General features: G+C 59.2%; 13 protein-coding genes. 7 read left to right on the top strand and 6 right to left on the bottom strand.

The window, feature by feature from the left end:
* Position 1: 1 nt before the first annotated feature.
* From cheB to I5L03_RS11335, 3 genes are all read left to right on the top strand, one after another.
* On the top strand, positions 2 to 1,114 hold the full coding sequence (gene cheB / locus I5L03_RS11345; protein WP_234035213.1) for a chemotaxis-specific protein-glutamate methyltransferase CheB: 1,113 nt from the start codon (positions 2 to 4) through the stop codon (positions 1,112 to 1,114).
* A complete protein-coding gene (locus I5L03_RS11340; protein WP_197921871.1) occupies positions 1,111 to 1,929 on the top strand; it encodes a CheR family methyltransferase in 819 nt (272 codons plus the stop codon). The genes cheB and I5L03_RS11340 overlap by 4 nt, the downstream gene beginning before the upstream one ends.
* Before the next feature lie 124 nt (positions 1,930 to 2,053).
* On the top strand, positions 2,054 to 3,574 hold the full coding sequence (locus I5L03_RS11335) for a putative bifunctional diguanylate cyclase/phosphodiesterase (RefSeq protein WP_234035212.1): 1,521 nt from the start codon (positions 2,054 to 2,056) through the stop codon (positions 3,572 to 3,574).
* 156 nt (positions 3,575 to 3,730) lie between these two features.
* Here the strand turns inward: I5L03_RS11335 and I5L03_RS11330 are convergent, their stop codons facing one another.
* Positions 3,731 to 5,134, bottom strand: coding sequence for a methyl-accepting chemotaxis protein (locus I5L03_RS11330; RefSeq protein WP_197921870.1), 1,404 nt, complete (start codon positions 5,132 to 5,134; stop codon positions 3,731 to 3,733).
* Positions 5,135 to 5,329: 195 nt separating this feature from the next.
* On the opposite strand from I5L03_RS11330, the gene I5L03_RS11325 reads away from it, so the two are divergent.
* Positions 5,330 to 6,154 carry a S1/P1 nuclease gene (locus I5L03_RS11325; RefSeq protein ID WP_197921869.1) on the top strand — a complete coding sequence of 275 codons (825 nt, stop codon included), beginning with the start codon at positions 5,330 to 5,332 and terminating at the stop codon, positions 6,152 to 6,154.
* 66 nt (positions 6,155 to 6,220) lie between these two features.
* The gene (locus I5L03_RS11320) at positions 6,221 to 7,675 is read left to right on the top strand and encodes an AMP nucleosidase (RefSeq protein WP_197921868.1); all 1,455 of its coding nucleotides are present in this window, start codon (positions 6,221 to 6,223) and stop codon (positions 7,673 to 7,675) included.
* Here I5L03_RS11320 and I5L03_RS11315 read toward each other — a convergent pair.
* The 4 genes from I5L03_RS11315 to I5L03_RS11300 form a co-directional block, all read right to left on the bottom strand.
* Entirely contained in the window at positions 7,672 to 9,375 is a 1,704-nt protein-coding gene (locus I5L03_RS11315) for a bifunctional metallophosphatase/5'-nucleotidase (RefSeq protein ID WP_197921867.1), read from the bottom strand. The genes I5L03_RS11320 and I5L03_RS11315 overlap by 4 nt on opposite strands.
* Before the next feature lie 88 nt (positions 9,376 to 9,463).
* A complete protein-coding gene (locus I5L03_RS11310) occupies positions 9,464 to 12,709 on the bottom strand; it encodes a TonB-dependent receptor (RefSeq protein ID WP_197921866.1) in 3,246 nt (1,081 codons plus the stop codon).
* Positions 12,710 to 12,964: 255 nt separating this feature from the next.
* Positions 12,965 to 13,888, bottom strand: a complete 924-nt coding sequence (locus I5L03_RS11305; RefSeq protein WP_197921865.1) for an isopenicillin N synthase family dioxygenase — start codon at positions 13,886 to 13,888, stop codon at positions 12,965 to 12,967.
* Positions 13,889 to 13,898: 10 nt separating this feature from the next.
* On the bottom strand, positions 13,899 to 15,227 hold the full coding sequence (locus I5L03_RS11300; RefSeq protein ID WP_197921864.1) for a NupC/NupG family nucleoside CNT transporter: 1,329 nt from the start codon (positions 15,225 to 15,227) through the stop codon (positions 13,899 to 13,901).
* A gap of 126 nt (positions 15,228 to 15,353) precedes the next feature.
* Here I5L03_RS11300 and I5L03_RS11295 point away from each other — a divergent pair, with 126 nt between their 5' ends.
* Together I5L03_RS11295 and I5L03_RS11290 are read left to right on the top strand one after the other, a co-directional pair.
* Positions 15,354 to 16,046: a queuosine precursor transporter gene (locus I5L03_RS11295; protein ID WP_197921863.1), complete on the top strand. Its 693-nt coding sequence runs from the start codon at positions 15,354 to 15,356 to the stop codon at positions 16,044 to 16,046.
* Positions 16,043 to 16,459, top strand: coding sequence for a cytidine deaminase (locus tag I5L03_RS11290; RefSeq protein WP_325100182.1), 417 nt, complete (start codon positions 16,043 to 16,045; stop codon positions 16,457 to 16,459). The genes I5L03_RS11295 and I5L03_RS11290 overlap by 4 nt, the downstream gene beginning before the upstream one ends.
* Here I5L03_RS11290 and I5L03_RS11285 read toward each other — a convergent pair.
* Positions 16,456 to 18,057, bottom strand: coding sequence for a phytoene desaturase family protein (locus tag I5L03_RS11285; RefSeq protein ID WP_197921862.1), 1,602 nt, complete (start codon positions 18,055 to 18,057; stop codon positions 16,456 to 16,458). The genes I5L03_RS11290 and I5L03_RS11285 overlap by 4 nt on opposite strands.
* Positions 18,058 to 18,173 lie beyond the last annotated feature (116 nt).

The raw sequence follows: 18,173 nt of genomic DNA, 5'->3' as shown, positions 1-18,173 counted from the left end.
CATGTCATTCGAAAACACACGCGATAATTTCGACACCGGGGCCGGAGATGCGAGCGACGGAGCCGTGCGCGTCATGGTCGTCGACGATTCCCTGACGGCGCGCACCGTGCTTGGCAAAGTTATCGAGCGGACGGACGAGCTCTCGCTCGCCGGGACAGCCAGCTCGGCAGAGCAGGCAATCGGCCTGCTCGACACCGTCGTGGTCGATGTCATCCTTCTCGATCTCGAAATGCCCGGAATGGGTGGGCTGGCCGGGTTGCCGCACATCCTTGAAAAATCTGGCGGTGCGAAAGTGCTGGTGGTGTCGTCGCTCACTGCAGAAGGCGCGCAGGAAACCATCACGGCGCTTTCCATGGGCGCGTCCGATGTCGTTCAAAAGCCGGAGCCCGGCCAGTTCAATGCCGAATATCGCGCTGACCTCGCCAAGCGTATTCGCGCACTCGCCGGCGCGACCGCTGCACCAGCTGCGGAAGAAGTGGCGCAGGATACCGCGCCGCAGGTTGAAGAACCGACGCTCCGCAAGGCACCGAACACCTCGGTCGATTGCATCGCGATTGGCGGTTCTACCGGAGGCATCCATTCTCTGGTGCAATTCCTTGGCAAGCTGCCGAAGTCGATCAACACACCGATCGTGGTCACGCAGCATTTGCCCAATGCTTTCATTCCGATTTTCGCAAGCCAGGTCGAAACGGCATCGAACCGCCCTACACGCATCGCTGAAGATGGCATGGAGCTGACCCGCGGAGAGATCCTCGTCGCGCCGGGTGATGGCCATGTTTCCTTTATGCGCAAAGGCGCGCAAGTGGTCGTCAAAATAACGCATGAAGCTGTGCCCAGCGGCTGCTGTCCCTCGGTCGATCCGATGCTGGCTACGCTTGGCGAAGCGCTGGAAGGCCGCGTCATCGGCGTCGTTCTTTCCGGCATGGGCCGCGACGGACAAAATGGCGCGAAGACGCTTGTCGAGCATGGCGGCACCATGGTTGCCGAATGCGAAGAAACAAGCGCTGTCTGGGGCATGCCGCGCGGCATCGCCGAGGCTGGCCTCGCATCGGAAATCGCAGCGCCTGTCGATCTTGCCCACTGGATTACGCGGCGGACTGCGGTAGCTGTATGAGCATGATGTCAGGCTCAGAGAGGATTATTTCCAATCTGCTGGCCACCCGAACCGGGCAGGAACTGAGCGAAACCCGAAGCTGGCGCATTGGCAGTGCACTTTCGGGGATTTTCCGCGAAAAAGGCATTTCCAATATCGATCAGCTTGTCTGCATGCTGGATGAGCCCGATCAGGCGATGCTTTCGCAGCAAGTCGTTGAGGCGCTTCTCAATAATGAGACGTACTTTTTCCGCGATCGCGCGATGTTTGCCCATCTCGCGGATCATATCGTGCCGGAAATAGCAGAGCGCAACGCCGCATCGCGCAGGCTTTCGATACTGTGTGCGGGATGCTCGACAGGCCAGGAAGCGCACTCGCTGGCGATGACGTTTCTGGATCAGAGCGCCCGCTGGCAAGGCTGGGATGTGGAGATCGTCGGTCTCGACGTGTCGCATAGCGCCATCGCAGCAGCGCGTGCTGCGGTTTATTCGCAATTCGAGGTGCAGCGCGGATTGTCGGTCGCGCAGATGCTCACGCATTTCCGGGAGACGCCGCTCGGCTGGGAAGCCAGCGCAGAGCTGCAGCGGATGACACAATTCAGCGTCCACAACCTATTGATGCCGATTCCCGGCGATCCCAAGTTCGATTTGATCCTCTGCCGCAATGTCCTGCTGTATTTCGATCAGGACACCCGCAAGCGCGCTTTGTCTCGCCTGCTCAGGAGCCTCAATCCGAACGGCTGGCTGATGCTGGGCGCCGGGGAAACAATCACGGATCGCGATCTCCCGCTCGAACAGAGCGAAGCGGCGGTGAACCTGTTCCGGCACACCGACTGAGACGCTTCTCGCGCGCTTTTCGCCGCGCATGGAACGCCCAGTGAACCGTCTGAAATTGCGCGCTTTTAGCTTAACCAGCGATTAGGTAGTCTGCGCTAATCTGTCCCTGAAAAGGGACTCTTTAATGCAGCAAGACTTCACACTCTCCAAATGGCGCGCGCAAGGCTTTGTTTTCGCGCCACTTGTGATCTTGAGCCTGATATTCAGCGCCGTGGTTGTGTTGCTTGCCGCCACTGGCGCATTCCAGCTTTCGTTGTCCTCTCCTGTCGTTATTGGCGGCGTTGCCGTCTATGCGATAGCCGTCGCTGTGCTTGCGCAGCTTGGCCTCATGTATGCGCGCCGGCTGGAACGCTGGGGCATGACCGACAGTCTTAGCACCTTGCCCAATCGCCGTGCTCTGCACGCTTTTGCAAAGAATCATCCTGGGAAACAGGACGAAATGGCCGTCGCGATCATCGATCTGGATGGCTTTAAAACGGTGAACGACCACTATGGTCACGCAATCGGCGATCAACTGATCAAGGAATGCGCCATCATCTTGCGCGATCTCTGCAATGAGGAGGCCAACGCGTTCCGACTAGGTGGAGACGAATTTGCAATTTGCATGATCGGCCCGCTTGCCGGGACTATCGTTGAAGGCATCGCCCGATCCTTTATCGATCGCTTCCGCCGTCCTATCGAAATCGAAGGCCGTCGCATCATGATCGGCGCCAGCGCCGGCATCGCATCGAGCAAAGGCGCAGATCGCATCACCTCGGGCGAGGCCATGCGGCGCTCCGACGTTGCCATGTATGCCTCCAAACGCAACGGCAAGATGCGCTCCACCTGGTACAAGCAATCACTCGATGCCAACCGTGAAAGCATGCGCGAACTCGACATGGAAATGCGCGCAGCCTTGGCCAATGACGCCTTTAATCTGGTCTATCAGCCGCTGGTGAATGCAAAGTCGGGCGAGATTGTCGCAGTCGAAACATTGCTGCGTTGGGACTCGCGTGAGGCGGGCCCGGTCGGCCCGCATATTTTCGTGCCGGTTGCCGAGGAGTCCGGACTGATCAGCGAAATCGGCATTTGGGTCCTTCGCGGTGCGTGCCGCGATGCGCTTGAATGGGACGATATCAAGCTGTCGGTGAATATCTCCGCTGTGCAGTTGCGCGATGTGGAGTTTCCGATCCTGCTAGGGCAAATCCTGGAAGAGACGGGTTTCCCGGCAGAGCGTCTGGAACTGGAAATCACCGAAACCTGCCTTGTGAACGATCCAGTCCTTGCAGCGCGCAGCCTCGAACTGATCCGTGGCTTTGGGGTGAACGTCTCGCTCGACGATTTCGGCACCGGCTACGCATCCATCGGTTTCCTACGCCAGTTCCGTTTTGAAAAGCTCAAACTGGATCGTTCGCTGGTCGTCGATGCCGAGGGCGATGAGGGCTCACGCGCCATGATGCTGTCCAGCATCACGATGGCGCAGGCGCTTAAAATGGATGTGACAGCTGAAGGCGTCGAAACAGAAGAGCAGGCAGCTCTCGTGCGCAGCGCAGGTTGTGACCAGATACAGGGCTGGCTCTACTACAAGGCGCTGCCGGCATCCGAGATCGCCGATAAGCTAAATGATGCGAGTGACCTGCTGCCAAAGCAAGCAGTGAACGGTTAAGCTTACCGCGCGTCGGAGCAGGGCAGAGTTGCATCCTTCTCTCGTTGCGAAAGCCGAAGGCTAGCTTCTGCTAATCCTCATCAAATGCTGCTGACAAAAAGAAGCGCGAAGGATTTCTCCTCCGCGCTCTCTTTATTCTGAAATCGACGTCCAAAATCAGTTGAGATAGAACACCTCGAAATTGCCCCAGTATCGGCCGTTGATCCACACGGGCACGAAGATGTTCTTGCCTGCCCGTGCACGATCATCATCCGAGCCGCCAAAGCGGTAGCACGAAGCGGTGAAGGGCATGTCTTTCATATCGATTGCCCGCTGGGTGGTTTCGTCCAGAAGCTTGATACGATTGCGGCAGTATTTCTCGTCATGCTCGACATTGCCGGTACGCTTGAGCGACCGCGTGGACAGGTGCGTCGGCAAATAGCCATCCTGGTTCGATGCGACCGAGGAGATCACTTCGCTGCGCAAGGCCAATTGCTTGTCCAGGACCGGCTGGATGACGCGATCGGCAAAATCATTGAAGCGGTTATGATACTGGACCGGATTGGTACCGGGGATCTGGTCATAATTGCGATCGAACACGTCCGCTTCTGTGATCGAACCATCGGCAAGCGCACTTTCGACAAGGCCGACCATCTCATCACGGCCGGTAATTGCCATTTCGACGAATTCGAGGTCGGCCGCAGCAAATCCGCTGCGCACGAGCTGGTCGAACATCTCCATCGACATCGTTTCAAGCTCGTTGATCCGTTTCTTCGCTGAGACCAGGTTGGCGTTGTTTGCGCGAGCTCCGGAAGCAAACAGCTCCAGTGCTTCGCGTACTTCCTCGACCCGGGAATTGATCGTGCTGGTGTTCTGAGCGATCCCCGAATTCTGTTCCTCGATCTGAGTCACGAAATCGGAAATGCCGTTCACAGTGTCATCGATCTGCGCGAATTTGGTCTGGGCGCTCTTGCCTTGCTCAACGCCCCGGCTGATCTTCTCGACCAATCCTTCGGCTTCTCCGCCAAGGGAGTCCACGGTGCGTGCGATTTCATCGGTCGCGCCGCGCGTATCCTGCGCCAGCTTTTTCACTTCCTGAGCGACGACCGCAAAGGTTGCTCCGGCTTCACCGGCGCGGTGCGCCTCGATCGCGGCATTAAGCGCGAGCATGTTGGTTGTCTCAGCAATCGTATCGATCTTCTCCGACACCCGGCGAACCTGATCCATTGCACCGGCGAAGCTGGTAATGTGTTCGGCCAGCGTTACGATAAGATCGGTCAAATCGACAAATTCGCCGATGGAATCCTTGATGACCGCGGTGCTCTGCCTGAGGTCGCGTTTTGCGCGATCTGACAGGAGGCGCGCCTCATCGGTTGCATCCGTTACGCGGCGCTGGTCCTTCGCCAATTCGGACATCACCGATTGCAGCGCACGGCGCCGGTTTTCCATATCGCCGGCTGTCTCGATGATCTCTTCGACGATACCGCCGACATCAACACAGCCGACGGTTACTTCACCACAAGAGCGGGCAACGGCATCGATCAAGGACGGATCGGCAATTTCGATTTTTTCGTGTTTCACAGCGTTCGGATTCCTGACGAAATGCATGCTTTCGCCAGCGTTACGGGCTTATCCTTTGGGAAAAGTTAACCATAGACGATCTGCTGTGACTTGGGGCGGTGCAGCGCGGGCGCGAAACGCGTCTTTCGCCTCTCTTGCCATGATACGCTCGCGTGCTTCATAGGGCCGCATCACCGCTCAAATTGGGGACCGAATATGACCCGCAAAATTGCCATCGCGCTTGCCGCGTCCGCCTCCATTCTTTCGACTCCCGCTCAGGCGTGGGGGCCAATCGGTCACCGCGTCACGGCAGAGATTGCCGAAGACAATATCAGCGGCCATACACAGGCGCAGATCGCGCAGATCATCGGAGCCGAAGGCCTGCCCGAAGCAAGCACTTGGCCCGATGAACAGCGGTCTAACCCAGCGCCATTCTGGCAGGAAACGGCTTCGCCATTTCATTATGTGACTGTGCCGGAAGGTCGCTCTGCCGAGAATCTTGAGCACCCGCCCGAGGGCGATGCGGCGACGGCTCTGGAACGCTTTACTGCCGTTCTGCGCGATCCTGCAGCTTCACAGGAAGACAAAGCGCTGGCGCTGCGTTTCGTTGTCCATCTGGTGTCTGATCTGCATCAACCGCTGCACGCCGGAAACGGCACTGATCGCGGAGGTAATGATTTCATCGTCGACTGGTTCGACGAGCAGACCAATCTGCACTGGGTGTGGGATGAAGGGATGATCCTTCGCCAGCAATTGTCCTACACCGAATATGCCGATCGCCTTGAGCGCCGCATAACTCCTGTGCGTGTGATCGAATGGTGGGATGTCGATCCCACGATCTGGATCGCTGAAAGCGCCGCACTGCGAGACCAGGTCTATCCCGAAGTGAACGAAGAATACGGCATGGGTACGCAGGAATCGCCCGCGATGCTGCGCTATCGCTATAACTGGCGGTGGACCCCGACTGTTGAAGACAGGTTGGCGCAGTCGGGAATCCGGCTTGCCGCCTATCTCGACTGGGTCTTTGCAGAGCCTGCGTGAAGCTTTCCTCACGGCTTCAACTGGGCTAGGGCACTGCCTATCGATCCCTCATAGAACGGAGAATTTGTGGCGACCAAAGTCGAAGACATTGATGGCATCCTCGATCAGTTGGAGGAGGTCTATAACAGTTCGCGCAGCAACCTGATCGATGCGCTCGCCACATATGCCGAGGATCGGACTCCGCCTGCGGAGAATGCCCGCAAGGAAGGTCGGTTTGCCTATCCAGAGCTGACGCTGCATTATACCGGGAAAGTCGAGCAACCCTATCCGGCACGCGCCTATGCCCGGCTCAATCAGCCAGGGACGTATAGCAATTCTATTGCCGATCCGGGTCTGTTCCGCCCTTATCTGAAAGAGCAGCTGTGCCACCTCGTCACGGACTATGAGATCGCGCTGCAGGTTGGGCGATCCGAGGATGAAATTCCTTACCAATACGTTCTCGATGCATCGTCGCCCGGGCTGCAGGGAGCGAGCAGTGCGGAGCTGACGCGGCATTTCCCGTCTTCCGATCTCATCAAGATCGGGGATGAAGTGACCGACGGAACTTGGATCGGTGAAGAGCACGAAGCGCGCCCGCTTTCACTGTTTGATGCCTTGCGTACCGACTTTAGCCTCGCAAGGCTGCGGCATTATTCGGGCACGCCTGCTGAACATTTCCAGCGCTACGTGCTGTTCACGAACTATATTCGCTACGTTGAGGAATTCATCGATTTCGCGCTCGCCGAGATTGCCGATCCGGAAAGCCGGTTCGAGCGTTTTTCCGCGCCAGGCGCGGTGATTGACAGCAGCAATCTGGAAGGCGCGCGGGAGCGGATTGCTTCGGGCACATGGCGCAAGCACCAGATGCCGGCGTATCACCTGGTCGGCAAAGATAATTCCGGCATCACGCTGGTCAATATCGGTGTCGGACCGTCCAACGCGAAGACGATCTGCGATCATATCGCTGTCCTGCGCCCGGAAGTGTGGCTGATGATCGGCCATTGTGGCGGCCTTCGTCCAAGCCAGACTATCGGCGATTACGTGCTCGCCCATGCGTACCTGCGCGATGACAATGTGCTCGATTCAGCGATCCCGCCGGAGATCCCGATACCGCCAATCGCCGAAGTGCAGACCGCGATGTTCAAGGCCGCGCGCAGTGTCACAGGCGATACTGATGAGCAATTGAAGGCACGCCTGCGCACCGGCACCGTCGTCACGACCGATGATCGCAATTGGGAGTTGCACTACACGCGCTCGGCATTGCGCTTCAACCAGAGCAGGGCTGTCGCCATCGATATGGAATCGGCCACCGTGGCAGCGCAGGGTTACCGCTTCCGCGTTCCTTACGGGACGCTGCTTTGCGTGTCGGACAAGCCGCTTCATGGCGAGATCAAGTTGCCGGGTCAGGCGAACGCTTTTTACGAAAAATCGATCAGCCAGCATTTGCGGATCGGCATCGAAACGCTGTCCCTGCTCAGCAAGGAAGGCGACAGCTTTCACAGCCGCAAGCTGCGCAGTTTCGACGAGCCGCCGCTGCGTTAGGAAGAGGCAGGAGCCACTACAGTCCTGACACGCCCGCAAACCGGAACGCGCACTTCGCCGGTTGCCACATAGGCCTCGATACCATCGATATCGAAGCCGACATTGGCGACTTGTGTGCCATCGCCAAATTGCGAAAATCCATCGCCGCCGCCAGCCAGGAAGCTGTTGGTGACGACGCGGTAAGTGCGCGCTGGATCGAGCGGCTGCTCATCAATGACCGGTGCCAGCACCCGCTCACCCTGCGCACGGCGCCGATCGACCTGATAGGCGGATCCTGCCGAGGGGACGAGCGCCGATCCGCATAGGACCGAGCCGTCCTCCTGGCAGAATTGCTGCTCCAGCAATGCCATGATTTGCCCGCCCGTCATTTCGAGCACGATCAGCGTGTTTCCGAAAGGCGCCATTGCAGCGAGTTCACCGAAAGTGAGCACCCCGTCATCCGCGCCTGAAAGGTCGCTGCGCACCCCGCCTGAATTTACGAAAGCGATATCGGCAGGCGCATCCAGCGCGGCATTTGCGGCAAAAAGATATGCATCGGCGACGAAGTCCTGCGCCGGCCGGTCGGCGCAATCCTCGCCTCTAGCGAGAGGCGCAGCTATAGGGCCGACAGCGCGCTCTGCCACAGGCCGGACGGCTTCGGCATAGCGGCGCACGATTTCGCCTGCTTCGGCATGCGGCGTGTCTGTATCCGTAACCGCGATCGAGCGCGCATCCAGCGAAAGCACCGCATCTGATGCCGGATCGATTACCATGTCGATCGCTGTCACGAACCCGCCGTAACGACCGGCGGATGTCAGCAGCACCGGCTCCCCGCTTTCGCGCGTGATGTTGCAGATATACGCATTGTGCGAGTGACCGGAGACAACGAGCGAAATCGAAGGGTCGAGCGCCTCCACAATGGGCACGATGGGGCCGGAGATATCCGGACATCCATCGAGCACAAAACGGCCGTCGACATAGCCGCCCTCGTGGATCAGCAGGACGACGGCATCCGCGCCTCGATCGCGCAGTTGTGCAGCCAGGCGATTGGCCGTCTCCGCTTCGGGCAAAAAGGTATACCCAGCGGTCGCCTGATCCGCGACGAGGTTGGGAGTGCCCTCCAGCGTCAGTCCAATAAAGCCAACGCGTGCAGCTCCATAATCGCGCATCTCGGTGCCGGGAAATAGCGTCACGCCTGCATCATCGACAACATTGCCCGCAAGATAGGCAAAGTCTGCGCCGATGAAGGGCTCGACCGCGCAGGGTTCGCGCAGAGTGTAGACCTCGCAGCCACCATTCTGGATGCGGCGCAGCTCTTCGATCCCGCGATCGAATTCGTGATTGCCGACTGAGGCAATATCAAGGCCGACAACCGAGAGCGCGCGGATCGTCGGTTCGTCGAGGAAGAGAGAGGATATCAGCGGGCTCGCGCCGATCAGATCGCCTGCTGCGACCGTGACCGTGTGCCCCTCACGAAGCGCGTCCAGAGTAGCGCCCAATTGTGCAGCGCCGCCAATACGACCGCGCCGCTCCACACCGTTCTCGATCCAGGTGCCTTCACGCTCGGATTGTTCGAGGTGCCCATGAAAATCGTTTAACGCGAGGACTTGCAAGTTCACGACGTCTGATGTGGGCGAGACGCTGGAAATCGCTCCCGGCTGTGTAACGCAACCGGCGAGCGCGGCGGAGGCAAAAAGCGAAGCGATGAGCTTAGAAGTCATGAGCCCTCATTGACGTAGCGAGGCGACAAAAGAAAGGCGGCGGCGCTCTTTCGAGTGCCGCCGCCCAACTTTTTACGATTGCTATCCGTTAGAATTCGTAACGAATGCCGAACTGGATGCTCCACAGCGAGGCCGAGGTGTTCCGGCTCAGCGGAACCGGGCGACCGTCGCGGCTCGGATCGGTGAACTCTTCGAAGACATATTGCCCAGCATCGTTGATCGTCGCGCCGACGATCGGAACATTGTACTCGAAGCTCGCATCGCGCAGAATATTCCAGTCGCTGTCGATAAGGTTCAGCGCATTCTGGATATCCATGCGAAGCGTGAAGCGATCACGTGCGAAGAAGCCGGGGATTTCCTGCTGGAAGCTGATGTCCAGATCCCAGTAGTCGCCAGCGTCGAATGCGTTACGCTCCACGATCTGACCGCGGTACTCGTCGAGCCCAGTTGCCGTCAGGTACGAATTAAACGCAGCCAGATCGAAGTCGGCACCATAGACGACCGACGGATCGTTTTCAGCCGGAACATAGAGCAGCACTCGGTCTTCGAAGCAGCGCGAGTCGCCAAACACGTTGATGCCTGCGGCATTCTGGCATGGGAATTGCGAAGTGTCGAAGTTGAAGCTGTACGGCTGGTTCGTGCGATATCGCATGAAGAAAGTGACCTGCGAGGTGGCATCCTCGAAGAAATCTTTCTCCAGGTTGAGGCGAGCAACCGCATTGTGGATGCGCGATGCGTTGGCACGTCCCACGCGTGGATTGTTCACATCGACTTTCGAGAAGTTGCCGAAGTTCGACACCGCACGGCTGGAAGTCAGCGGCTGGATCTCCTCGACATCCTGGTACGCATAACCGAGCGAGAAACTACCACCGAGACCCAGGAAGTTGCCTTCCTGCGGCCAGCTGTCCTGCAACTGTACGCTGAGAACGTGGCTATCCGTGCTGGTGCCATTCGTCAGCAGGTAGTCGCTGGTCGAACGCGTGTCACAGGTCGCGAAGTTGCCCGGGTCCGTCGCGCAATCAGGATCGAGGAAGTCGACCTGACGATAGAGCGGACGACCATCCGGAGCGGTTCCGGTCTGCGCGAGCGTCAGATCCTGAACGAACAGCGGATCGTTCACACGGCTGTAGATGTAATCGAGGATCAGGGTCGGACCGAAGTTGAACTGATGCTCGATCGCAAAGTTCGCGCGGATTGTCTGCGGGATTACGAAGTCAGGGTCGATTGCGTTGACTTCACCGTCACCGACGACTGCGAGATCAATAACGCTCTGCGGTACGCTATCACCGAGGAAGTCGGTGATTCCGGCATTCTGAATTTCGTCAAGCTCGACATCGTCGAGGTTGACGCCATTGTTCGTGTAGCTGTTGGAGAAGATCACGGTCGGATCGCCCCCGGAGAACACGCCCACGCCGCCACGCAGGGTGGTCGATCCGGCAAAGGTTTCACCCAGATCGTACGTCAAACCGAGACGCGGCTGGATAATGTCGAGGTCATCGAAACCTGTGCCGTTGGTGAACCCGTAGCGGGCCACGAACTGGTCCGAAACGGTCGGGTCTTCGCTGCCGTTATAGAAGTCATAGCGGACACCGGCCTGAAGCAGCAGGTCCGGAGTGACTTGCCATTCGTCCTGGGCGTAGATGGTGAAGATTTCGCGCGCGAATTCTGCCACCGCATCGTCAAGCGTTCCGGTCGGTACGCGGACGGTGAAGTCGGAAGGGTTGCCAGCTGCAAGATCGGCAATGCTGTCGAACTCGGCAGTGCCCAGACCGTCCTGCACGAACAGGTTGAAAACGTCGAAACGGTCGTATTCGACACCGACGGTGAAGAAATGATTGCCTGCTGTCAGGAAGCCAGCAACTTTCACCTGGTCAGTCGTATTCTCGAGATCGTTCACCTGACGGAAACGGTCGGGTCCGAGTTGGACTTCACCGCCGTTGGGAAGCACTACGGTGAAGTTCTGGAATTGACTTCCGCTCAACGAGGTCTGGAGGTCAGAGTTGTCGAGGCGCGAGACGCGGATTTCGGTCGAGAAGTTCTCCGACCAGTTGGAAAGCAGCCGCGCCGAATAGGTGTCGATGTTGTTACCCGACTGGTAGACGTTCGACGACAGCCCGATTTCGTTGCCCGCTGCATCAAGATTGACGCCGCTGAAGAAATCTTCCCGCGTGCGGCCATAGCTGAGCGCAAGACGATGGTCGTCAGTGATGTTTGCATCAATACGAGCGAAGAAGCGCTCGGTGCTGCGCGGCTGGCTGGTCAGAATACCACCTGCATCGTAGCCATACTGGTCCTGGACGATCTGGGTAATCTGATTGATCTGGTCGACCGAAACGAACTGCGCTTCGTTGGGTGCGCCCGAGCCAGCGGGGCCATCATCAATGCCGAGAACTGAGTCGACACGGTCGTAGTTCACGAAGAAGAACAGGCGATCCTCGATAATCGGGCCGCCGAGATAGACGCCGTATTGTTCGACTTCGAAATCGCCGCGATTCAGCGGCTCGCCTTCAAGCTCGTCGCCCTGCAAGCCGTCATCGCGGTAGAAGAAGTAACCGCCACCGGAGAATTCGTTCGAACCGGATTTGGTGACGACGTTGATATTACAGCCGGAGAAGAGGCCATACTGAACATCGAACGGCGCGAACTCGACCGAGACAGCTGCGAGCGAGTCGAGCGGGAAAGGCTGAGCCTCGGAAGGGAAGCCGCTTGAGCCGAGACCGAAACCGTCATCGGTGCGGATGCCGTCCACAGTCAGCGAGTTGACGCGCTCGCTAGCTCCGAGACACGAAACGCCTCCAGTGTCATCCGGGAAGCCGGCGTCGAGCGTGACGCGCGGGTCGATCGAAATGATATCGCGAATGTCACGGGTGATCGACGGCTGCTCCTGAACGATTTCCAGATCGAAAGAAGAGCCGGGACCGAGCGCGAGCGGCGCGCTACGGACCGAAGTGGCAGTGACAACGATTTCGTTGCCCAGCGTGGTCTCGCCAGCTGCCAGCTCGAAGCTCAGGCCTACTGTATTGGACAGATTGACCGAAAGGCCTTCTACCGTTTCGCCTACGAAACCCGAAGCATTGACCGTGACGGTGTAGGGGCCACCAACTTCGAGGTTACGGAAGTTGAAGCTGCCCGTGCCGGTGGTTTGAACCGAGCTAGTACGACCGGTCCTGCCATCAACGACGGTAACGGTGGCATCCTGAATGGCATTGCCGTTTTCATCGCTGACCTGGCCAGTGATGCCCGATGTCGTTTCCTGCGCTGCAGCCGGAGTGGCAATGGCCGTCGCCGCAGAAAGGCTGACCACGCTTGCCGCTAGGAGATATTTGATTTTCATGATCCCGAAAGTCCTTCGTCTGGAATGAATCTCTACCTTGGGGAAGGGGCCAAGGCTTGTGCGCGCCCTTACAGGCAGGTTTCATTTCAAACCAATGACACGGCAACGCTGAGCGGTCATATTTTGGACTTTTCTTGTGGAACGGAACGGAATCCAGCAGCACTGTTGCTGCGTTGCAACAAATTCATTTGAGGGATTCCGGCGTTGGTGGGGCGGAGTCCTTCCCGCGACGCGAATCGTCAATCGACTCGCTTGTCAGGCCAGCCCGATTTCACGCAGCCGCTGCTGCAGGAAATCATGCGCGGTGATGGGCGCGGCGGGCGTCTCACCGTCTTCAACGCAATTCGGCAGGGCTTCGATCACGAAATCCGGGCGGAAATGCAGGAAGAATGGCATCGAATAGCGTGAGCGGCGCGATGCCTCCCCACCGGGGTTGACCACGCGGTGCGTTGTAGAACGCAGGCGATTATTGGTGAGGCGTTCCAGCATGTCGCCGACATTGACCGCCAATGCGCCCTTCGGCGGCGAAACCGGTACCCATTCGCCCTGCTTGTTGAGCAGTTCGAGGCCAGCTTCCTCCGCGCCAAGCAGGAGCGTAATCGTATTGATATCCCCATGCGCGGCGGCGCGGATAGCGCCTTCGGGCACATCTTCGCTCAGCGGCGGATAATGCAGCAGGCGCATTACCGAATTGCCGTCCTCGACGGTTGAGACGAAATAGTCTTCTTCGAGGTCGAGGTGAAGCGCGATCGCGCGCAGGATCCGGTCGCCTGTCTTTTCGAACTGCGAATACAGCTCTTCGAACACAGCTTTGAATTCCGGAATTTCAGTCGGCCAGATATTGGGTGCCATCATCTCTGCAAGCGGATGCCCTTCCGGCAGGCTGCGGCCGACATGCCAGAATTCCTTCAGGTCATGGACCGTCGCATCCTTGGCGATCTCCTTGCCGAACGGCGTGTAGCCGCGCGCGCCGCCGCCGCCTTCAATGGCGTAAGCGTTCTTGGCAGCGTCGGGCAGGGCGAAGAACACTTTCGCCAACGCTTCCGCGCGGTCGATCAAAACCTGCGGAATGCCGTGATCGCGGATGATCGCGAAACCATACTCTTCAAAGCTGCGGCCAAGCTCGCTGGAGAAATCCTCCAGCGGGCGCGAAAGCGAAATGGATGCAAGGTCAGACATGGCGGCGCTCTTACAGGGGAAGGACGAGACCTGCCAGAGCCGCGCTCATCAAATTTGCCAGCGAGCCTGCAGCCAGCGCGCGCAGGCCGAGCTTGGCGATCACCGGGCGCTGATTGGGCGCGAGGCCCCCCGTCACCGCCATCTGGATTGCGATCGAACTGAAATTGGCAAAACCGCACAGCGCAAAGGTCACGATGGCCGTTGTGCGAGCGGAGAAAGTTCCTTCCTCCAGCGCGCCCAGTTCGATGAACGCCACGAACTCGTTGAGCACGATCTTGGTGCCGAACAGGCCGCCTGCGATATCGGCCTCTGCCCAGGGCACGCCGATCAGGAACATCACCGGCTGGAAAACATAGCCGATCAGTTGCTGGAAAGTGACATCGGGATAGCCCATCCAGCCACCCACGCCGCCAAGGATACCGTTAGCGAGCGCCACCAGCGCGACGAACACCATCACCATGGCGCCCACGGCGACCGCCAATTTGACGCCCGTCTGCGTGCCTTGCGCTGCTGCTTCGATCACGTTGGCGGGCTTGTGTCCCTCTTCGAATGTCTCGGCCATCTGCACTTCATGCGGCTTGCCTGCAGGATCGAGTGCGGCGGGACCTTCTGCGCTGATGCGCATTTCGGGCAGTTCGATTTCTGCGAGGTCAGCTGCGGAGCGGGCGAGATCGCTTTCATCGTCAGGCATGATGATCTTGGCCATCAGGATACCACCGGGAGCAGACATGAAGGCTGCCGCGAGCAGGAATGGCACGGCTTCCGATCCGATAAAGCTCGCATAGGCTGCAAGTATCGTCCCCGCGACGCCCGCCATGCCCACAGCCATCAGCGTGAATAGGCGGCTGGGCGTTAGGCTGGCGAGATAGGGACGCACCACCAGCGGGCTTTCGGACTGGCCGACAAAGATATTCGCCGCGCTGCCGAGGGCCTCGACTTGCGAGACACCGGTGATCCACCCGATCGCACCGCCGACCCAGCGCACCAGCCGTTGCATGATGCCCCAGTGGTAGAGGATCGAAACGATGGCAGCGAAGAACACGATCACCGGCAGCGCCGCAATTACAAAGGTATTGGTGAAGGGATTGTCATCCATCGATCCAAAGACGGCCTCGATCCCGACTTTCGAATAGTCGAGCAGCGCGATCACGCCATCGGACAGGAACTGGATCGCGGCGACACCCCATGGCGTGCGCAAGACGAGCAGCGCCATCAGGGCCTGCAATGCAAAGGCAGCCAGCACGACGCGCGGCCTTATGCGCGTCTTGCCGGTCGATAGCAGGAAAGCGATGGCGAGGATCGCGGCGATCCCTGCAAGAGATATCAATTGGGGAGGCACGGCGACTCCAGATCAGGTGAACCGTCAGCCTCTCTTGCGCAGTTGCGCGGCAGGTTCAACGGTTTTGCCCCTGTTATTCCCCGATCAGGCTTGCAAAGCGCCGCCTGTGTTGCATAGCCATCGCGCATGACCGACACCGCAGCGACAGCCCGCGCCCTGCCGATGGCGCGATCCCTTTTCGTTATCACGCTCCTTTATGGCGGTATGACCGTGATCGCCGGCGTGCTGGCGTTCAAACAGTTCGCTATTCCTATTTTCGATCTTGGCACAATTAAAGTGGAGAGCGGAATCCTGGCTTTCCTGCTGCTGGTTGTGATGTCGAGTACGGTCTCGCAATTGCACGGCAAGGCAGCGGCAGACCGGCTGGTGTTGTGGGGCTTTCTCCCCCTTGCATTCTCCATCGGACTGATCTGGATCGTGCTCGCACTGCCTGCATCGCCGCAGATGCCGACAGAAAATCTCGACGCCTTCAACACGGTGCATGCGCAAACGCCGCGGATTATGGCGGCAGGGCCGGTGGCTTACGGTGTATCGCTGTTGCTCAATGTGTGGATCTTCAACAAGCTGCGCGGCAAGGGTGAAGGCGGCGGTTTCTGGCTCATGGCGCGCGGGGCGATTGCCTCTGCAATCAGCCAGGCGATCGACACGCTGATTTTCATCACGCTCGCTTTCTACGGTGAATTTCCGATTGGCGACCTGCTGGTCGGCCAGGCCATCGCCAAAATCGTGCTTAGCTTCGCGCTTGTGCCCTTCCTGATTGCAGGTGCGATCGCCATTGCGAAGAAGCTGGATGCACAGCCGGCGGGCGAGGCATCGTGAGCGACCTCCTCGCCAAGGCCAAAGAGGCGCGGCTGCGCGCCCATGCACCCTATTCGGGTTTCATTGTCGGCGCAGCGGTCGAAAGTGTCGATGGCGAAGTGGCGGTGGGCGCGAATATGGAGAACGCGTGCTACCGTCTCGGCGTGTGTGCGGAGCAATCCGCGCTTACCGCAGCCCAGCAGGCGTTTGGGCTGGAAAATGTCGCGCGCGTGCTTGTGATCGGCGGTCCGGCGGATGAGAGCCAGCCTAGCGTCGGCCCGGTGACTCCTTGTGGTGGTTGCCGTCAGGCGATTGCAGAGGCTGCACAGCTATCGGGCCGCAATATTGAGATCCTATGCTGTGACAGGGAAGGGGAAGAGACCCTCACCACCAGCATTGCCGAATTGCTGCCTTCCGCCTTTTCGCTCGACTAGGCGAAGCGGCGAAAGCTCCCGCCATCGTCAATCACTTCGCGCGCGCAATTGTGGCCCGGTGCGCCGGTGACCCCGCCGCCCGGATGCGCGCCCGATCCGCACATGTAGAGCCCCTTTACCGGTCCACGATAGGCACCATGACCGAGAACGGGCCGCGCCGACCAGAGTTGGTCAAGGCTCATATGCCCATGGAAAATATCCCCGCCCACGAGGCCGAACTTGCGCTCCAGACCTTTGGGGCTGAGCACCTGCTTGCCGATGATCGAGGCGCGAAAACCGGGAGCGTGGCGCTCTACTGTGTCGATAATGGTATCGACCGCAGCCGCCTCTTCGTCATCCCAGTCGCGGCGATCGGGCAATTCGGGCGCGAATTGCTGGCAGAACAGGCTGGCGACGTGCTGGCCCGGCGGAGCGAGGCTGTCGTCCACTGTGCTGGGTATCAGCATCTCGACGATCGGCTTGCGTGACCAGCCGTGTTGTTTCGCATCGAGAAACGCGCGGTCCATGTAATCGAGCGTCGGCGCGATGATGATGCCGGATGAATGATGCTCGCCCGGTTCGGGGTGAGCGGTGAAGCGCGGCAATTCGCTCAGCGAGACATTCATTCGGAACGTGCCGCCGCCTGCCTTGAAGCCTTTCATCGCGCGGCGGAATTCTTCTGGCTGATGGCTCGGATCGAGCATTTTGCCGTAGAGCAGCTTGGGCCCGACATTGGCGATAACGCGCTTCGCCGCCACTTCCTCGCCGCTCTCCAGCTTTACGCCCGCCACCGTGTCACCATCGACCAGCACTTCGCTGACCGGCGATTCCAGGCTGATCTCCACACCCGCTTCGCGGCAAGCTTTGGCCATCAGCTGGGTGATCGTGCCCATGCCGCCGACGCAGTGACCCCACGCGCCCTTCTTGCCGTTCACCTCGCCAAACACGTGATGCAGCAGGACATAGGCGCTGCCGGGCGTGTCGGGCGAAGCGTAGTTGCCGACGACCGCGTCAAAGCCGAACGCCGCCTTCACCGGCTCGCTTTCAAACCATTGTCCGAGGAAGCTGGTGGCGGATTTGGTGAACAGGTCGAGCACATTGCGCTTCGCCTGGGTGTCCAGCCGAGACATGCCATAACCCTGCAACGCTGCTGCAATGATACTGCGAAAACCATCGCCCACGTTTGGCGGAGTCTTCAGTGCGAGCGCGCGAAGGACTTCGGCAACACCTTCCAACGCATCGTAATAAGCGGGCAGTGCCTCCGCATCAGCGTTTGAGAACTTGCGAAACTCCGCTTGGGTCCGCTCCAACCCTCCGCCAAGTTTCAGATAGCCGCCATCCTCCTGCGGCAGGAAGTTGAAAATTGGCCGCTCGATCACGCGGTAGCCTTTTTCTACCAGCCGCATATCCGCGATCACCTTGGGCTGCAGAAGGCTGACCGTGTAGCTGGCGACGGAGTTGCGGAATCCAGGATGAAATTCCTCAGTAACCGCCGCGCCGCCCACGACATCGCGCCGCTCCACAATGCGCACCTTAAGGCCGGCCCGCGCAAGGTAGAAGGCGCATACGAGGCCATTGTGCCCCGCGCCGATGATCGCTGCATCAAATTGCTCGCTCATGTCTGCGGTGAACCGCGTTTTCCCGCGCAAGTCCAGCGCATGGGCGCTACTCGCAGTTGAAACATTGTGCCCAGCGTTTGTTAGCGTATGAAGACGCACGGGACTGAAAAACACAC

The organism is Aurantiacibacter sediminis (genome assembly GCF_016019885.1).
Taxonomy (GTDB): Bacteria; Pseudomonadota; Alphaproteobacteria; order Sphingomonadales; family Sphingomonadaceae; genus Alteraurantiacibacter; species Alteraurantiacibacter sediminis.
The sequence above is the reverse complement of the archived record's forward strand: the minus strand, read 5'-3'. Positions and strand labels throughout refer to the sequence as shown.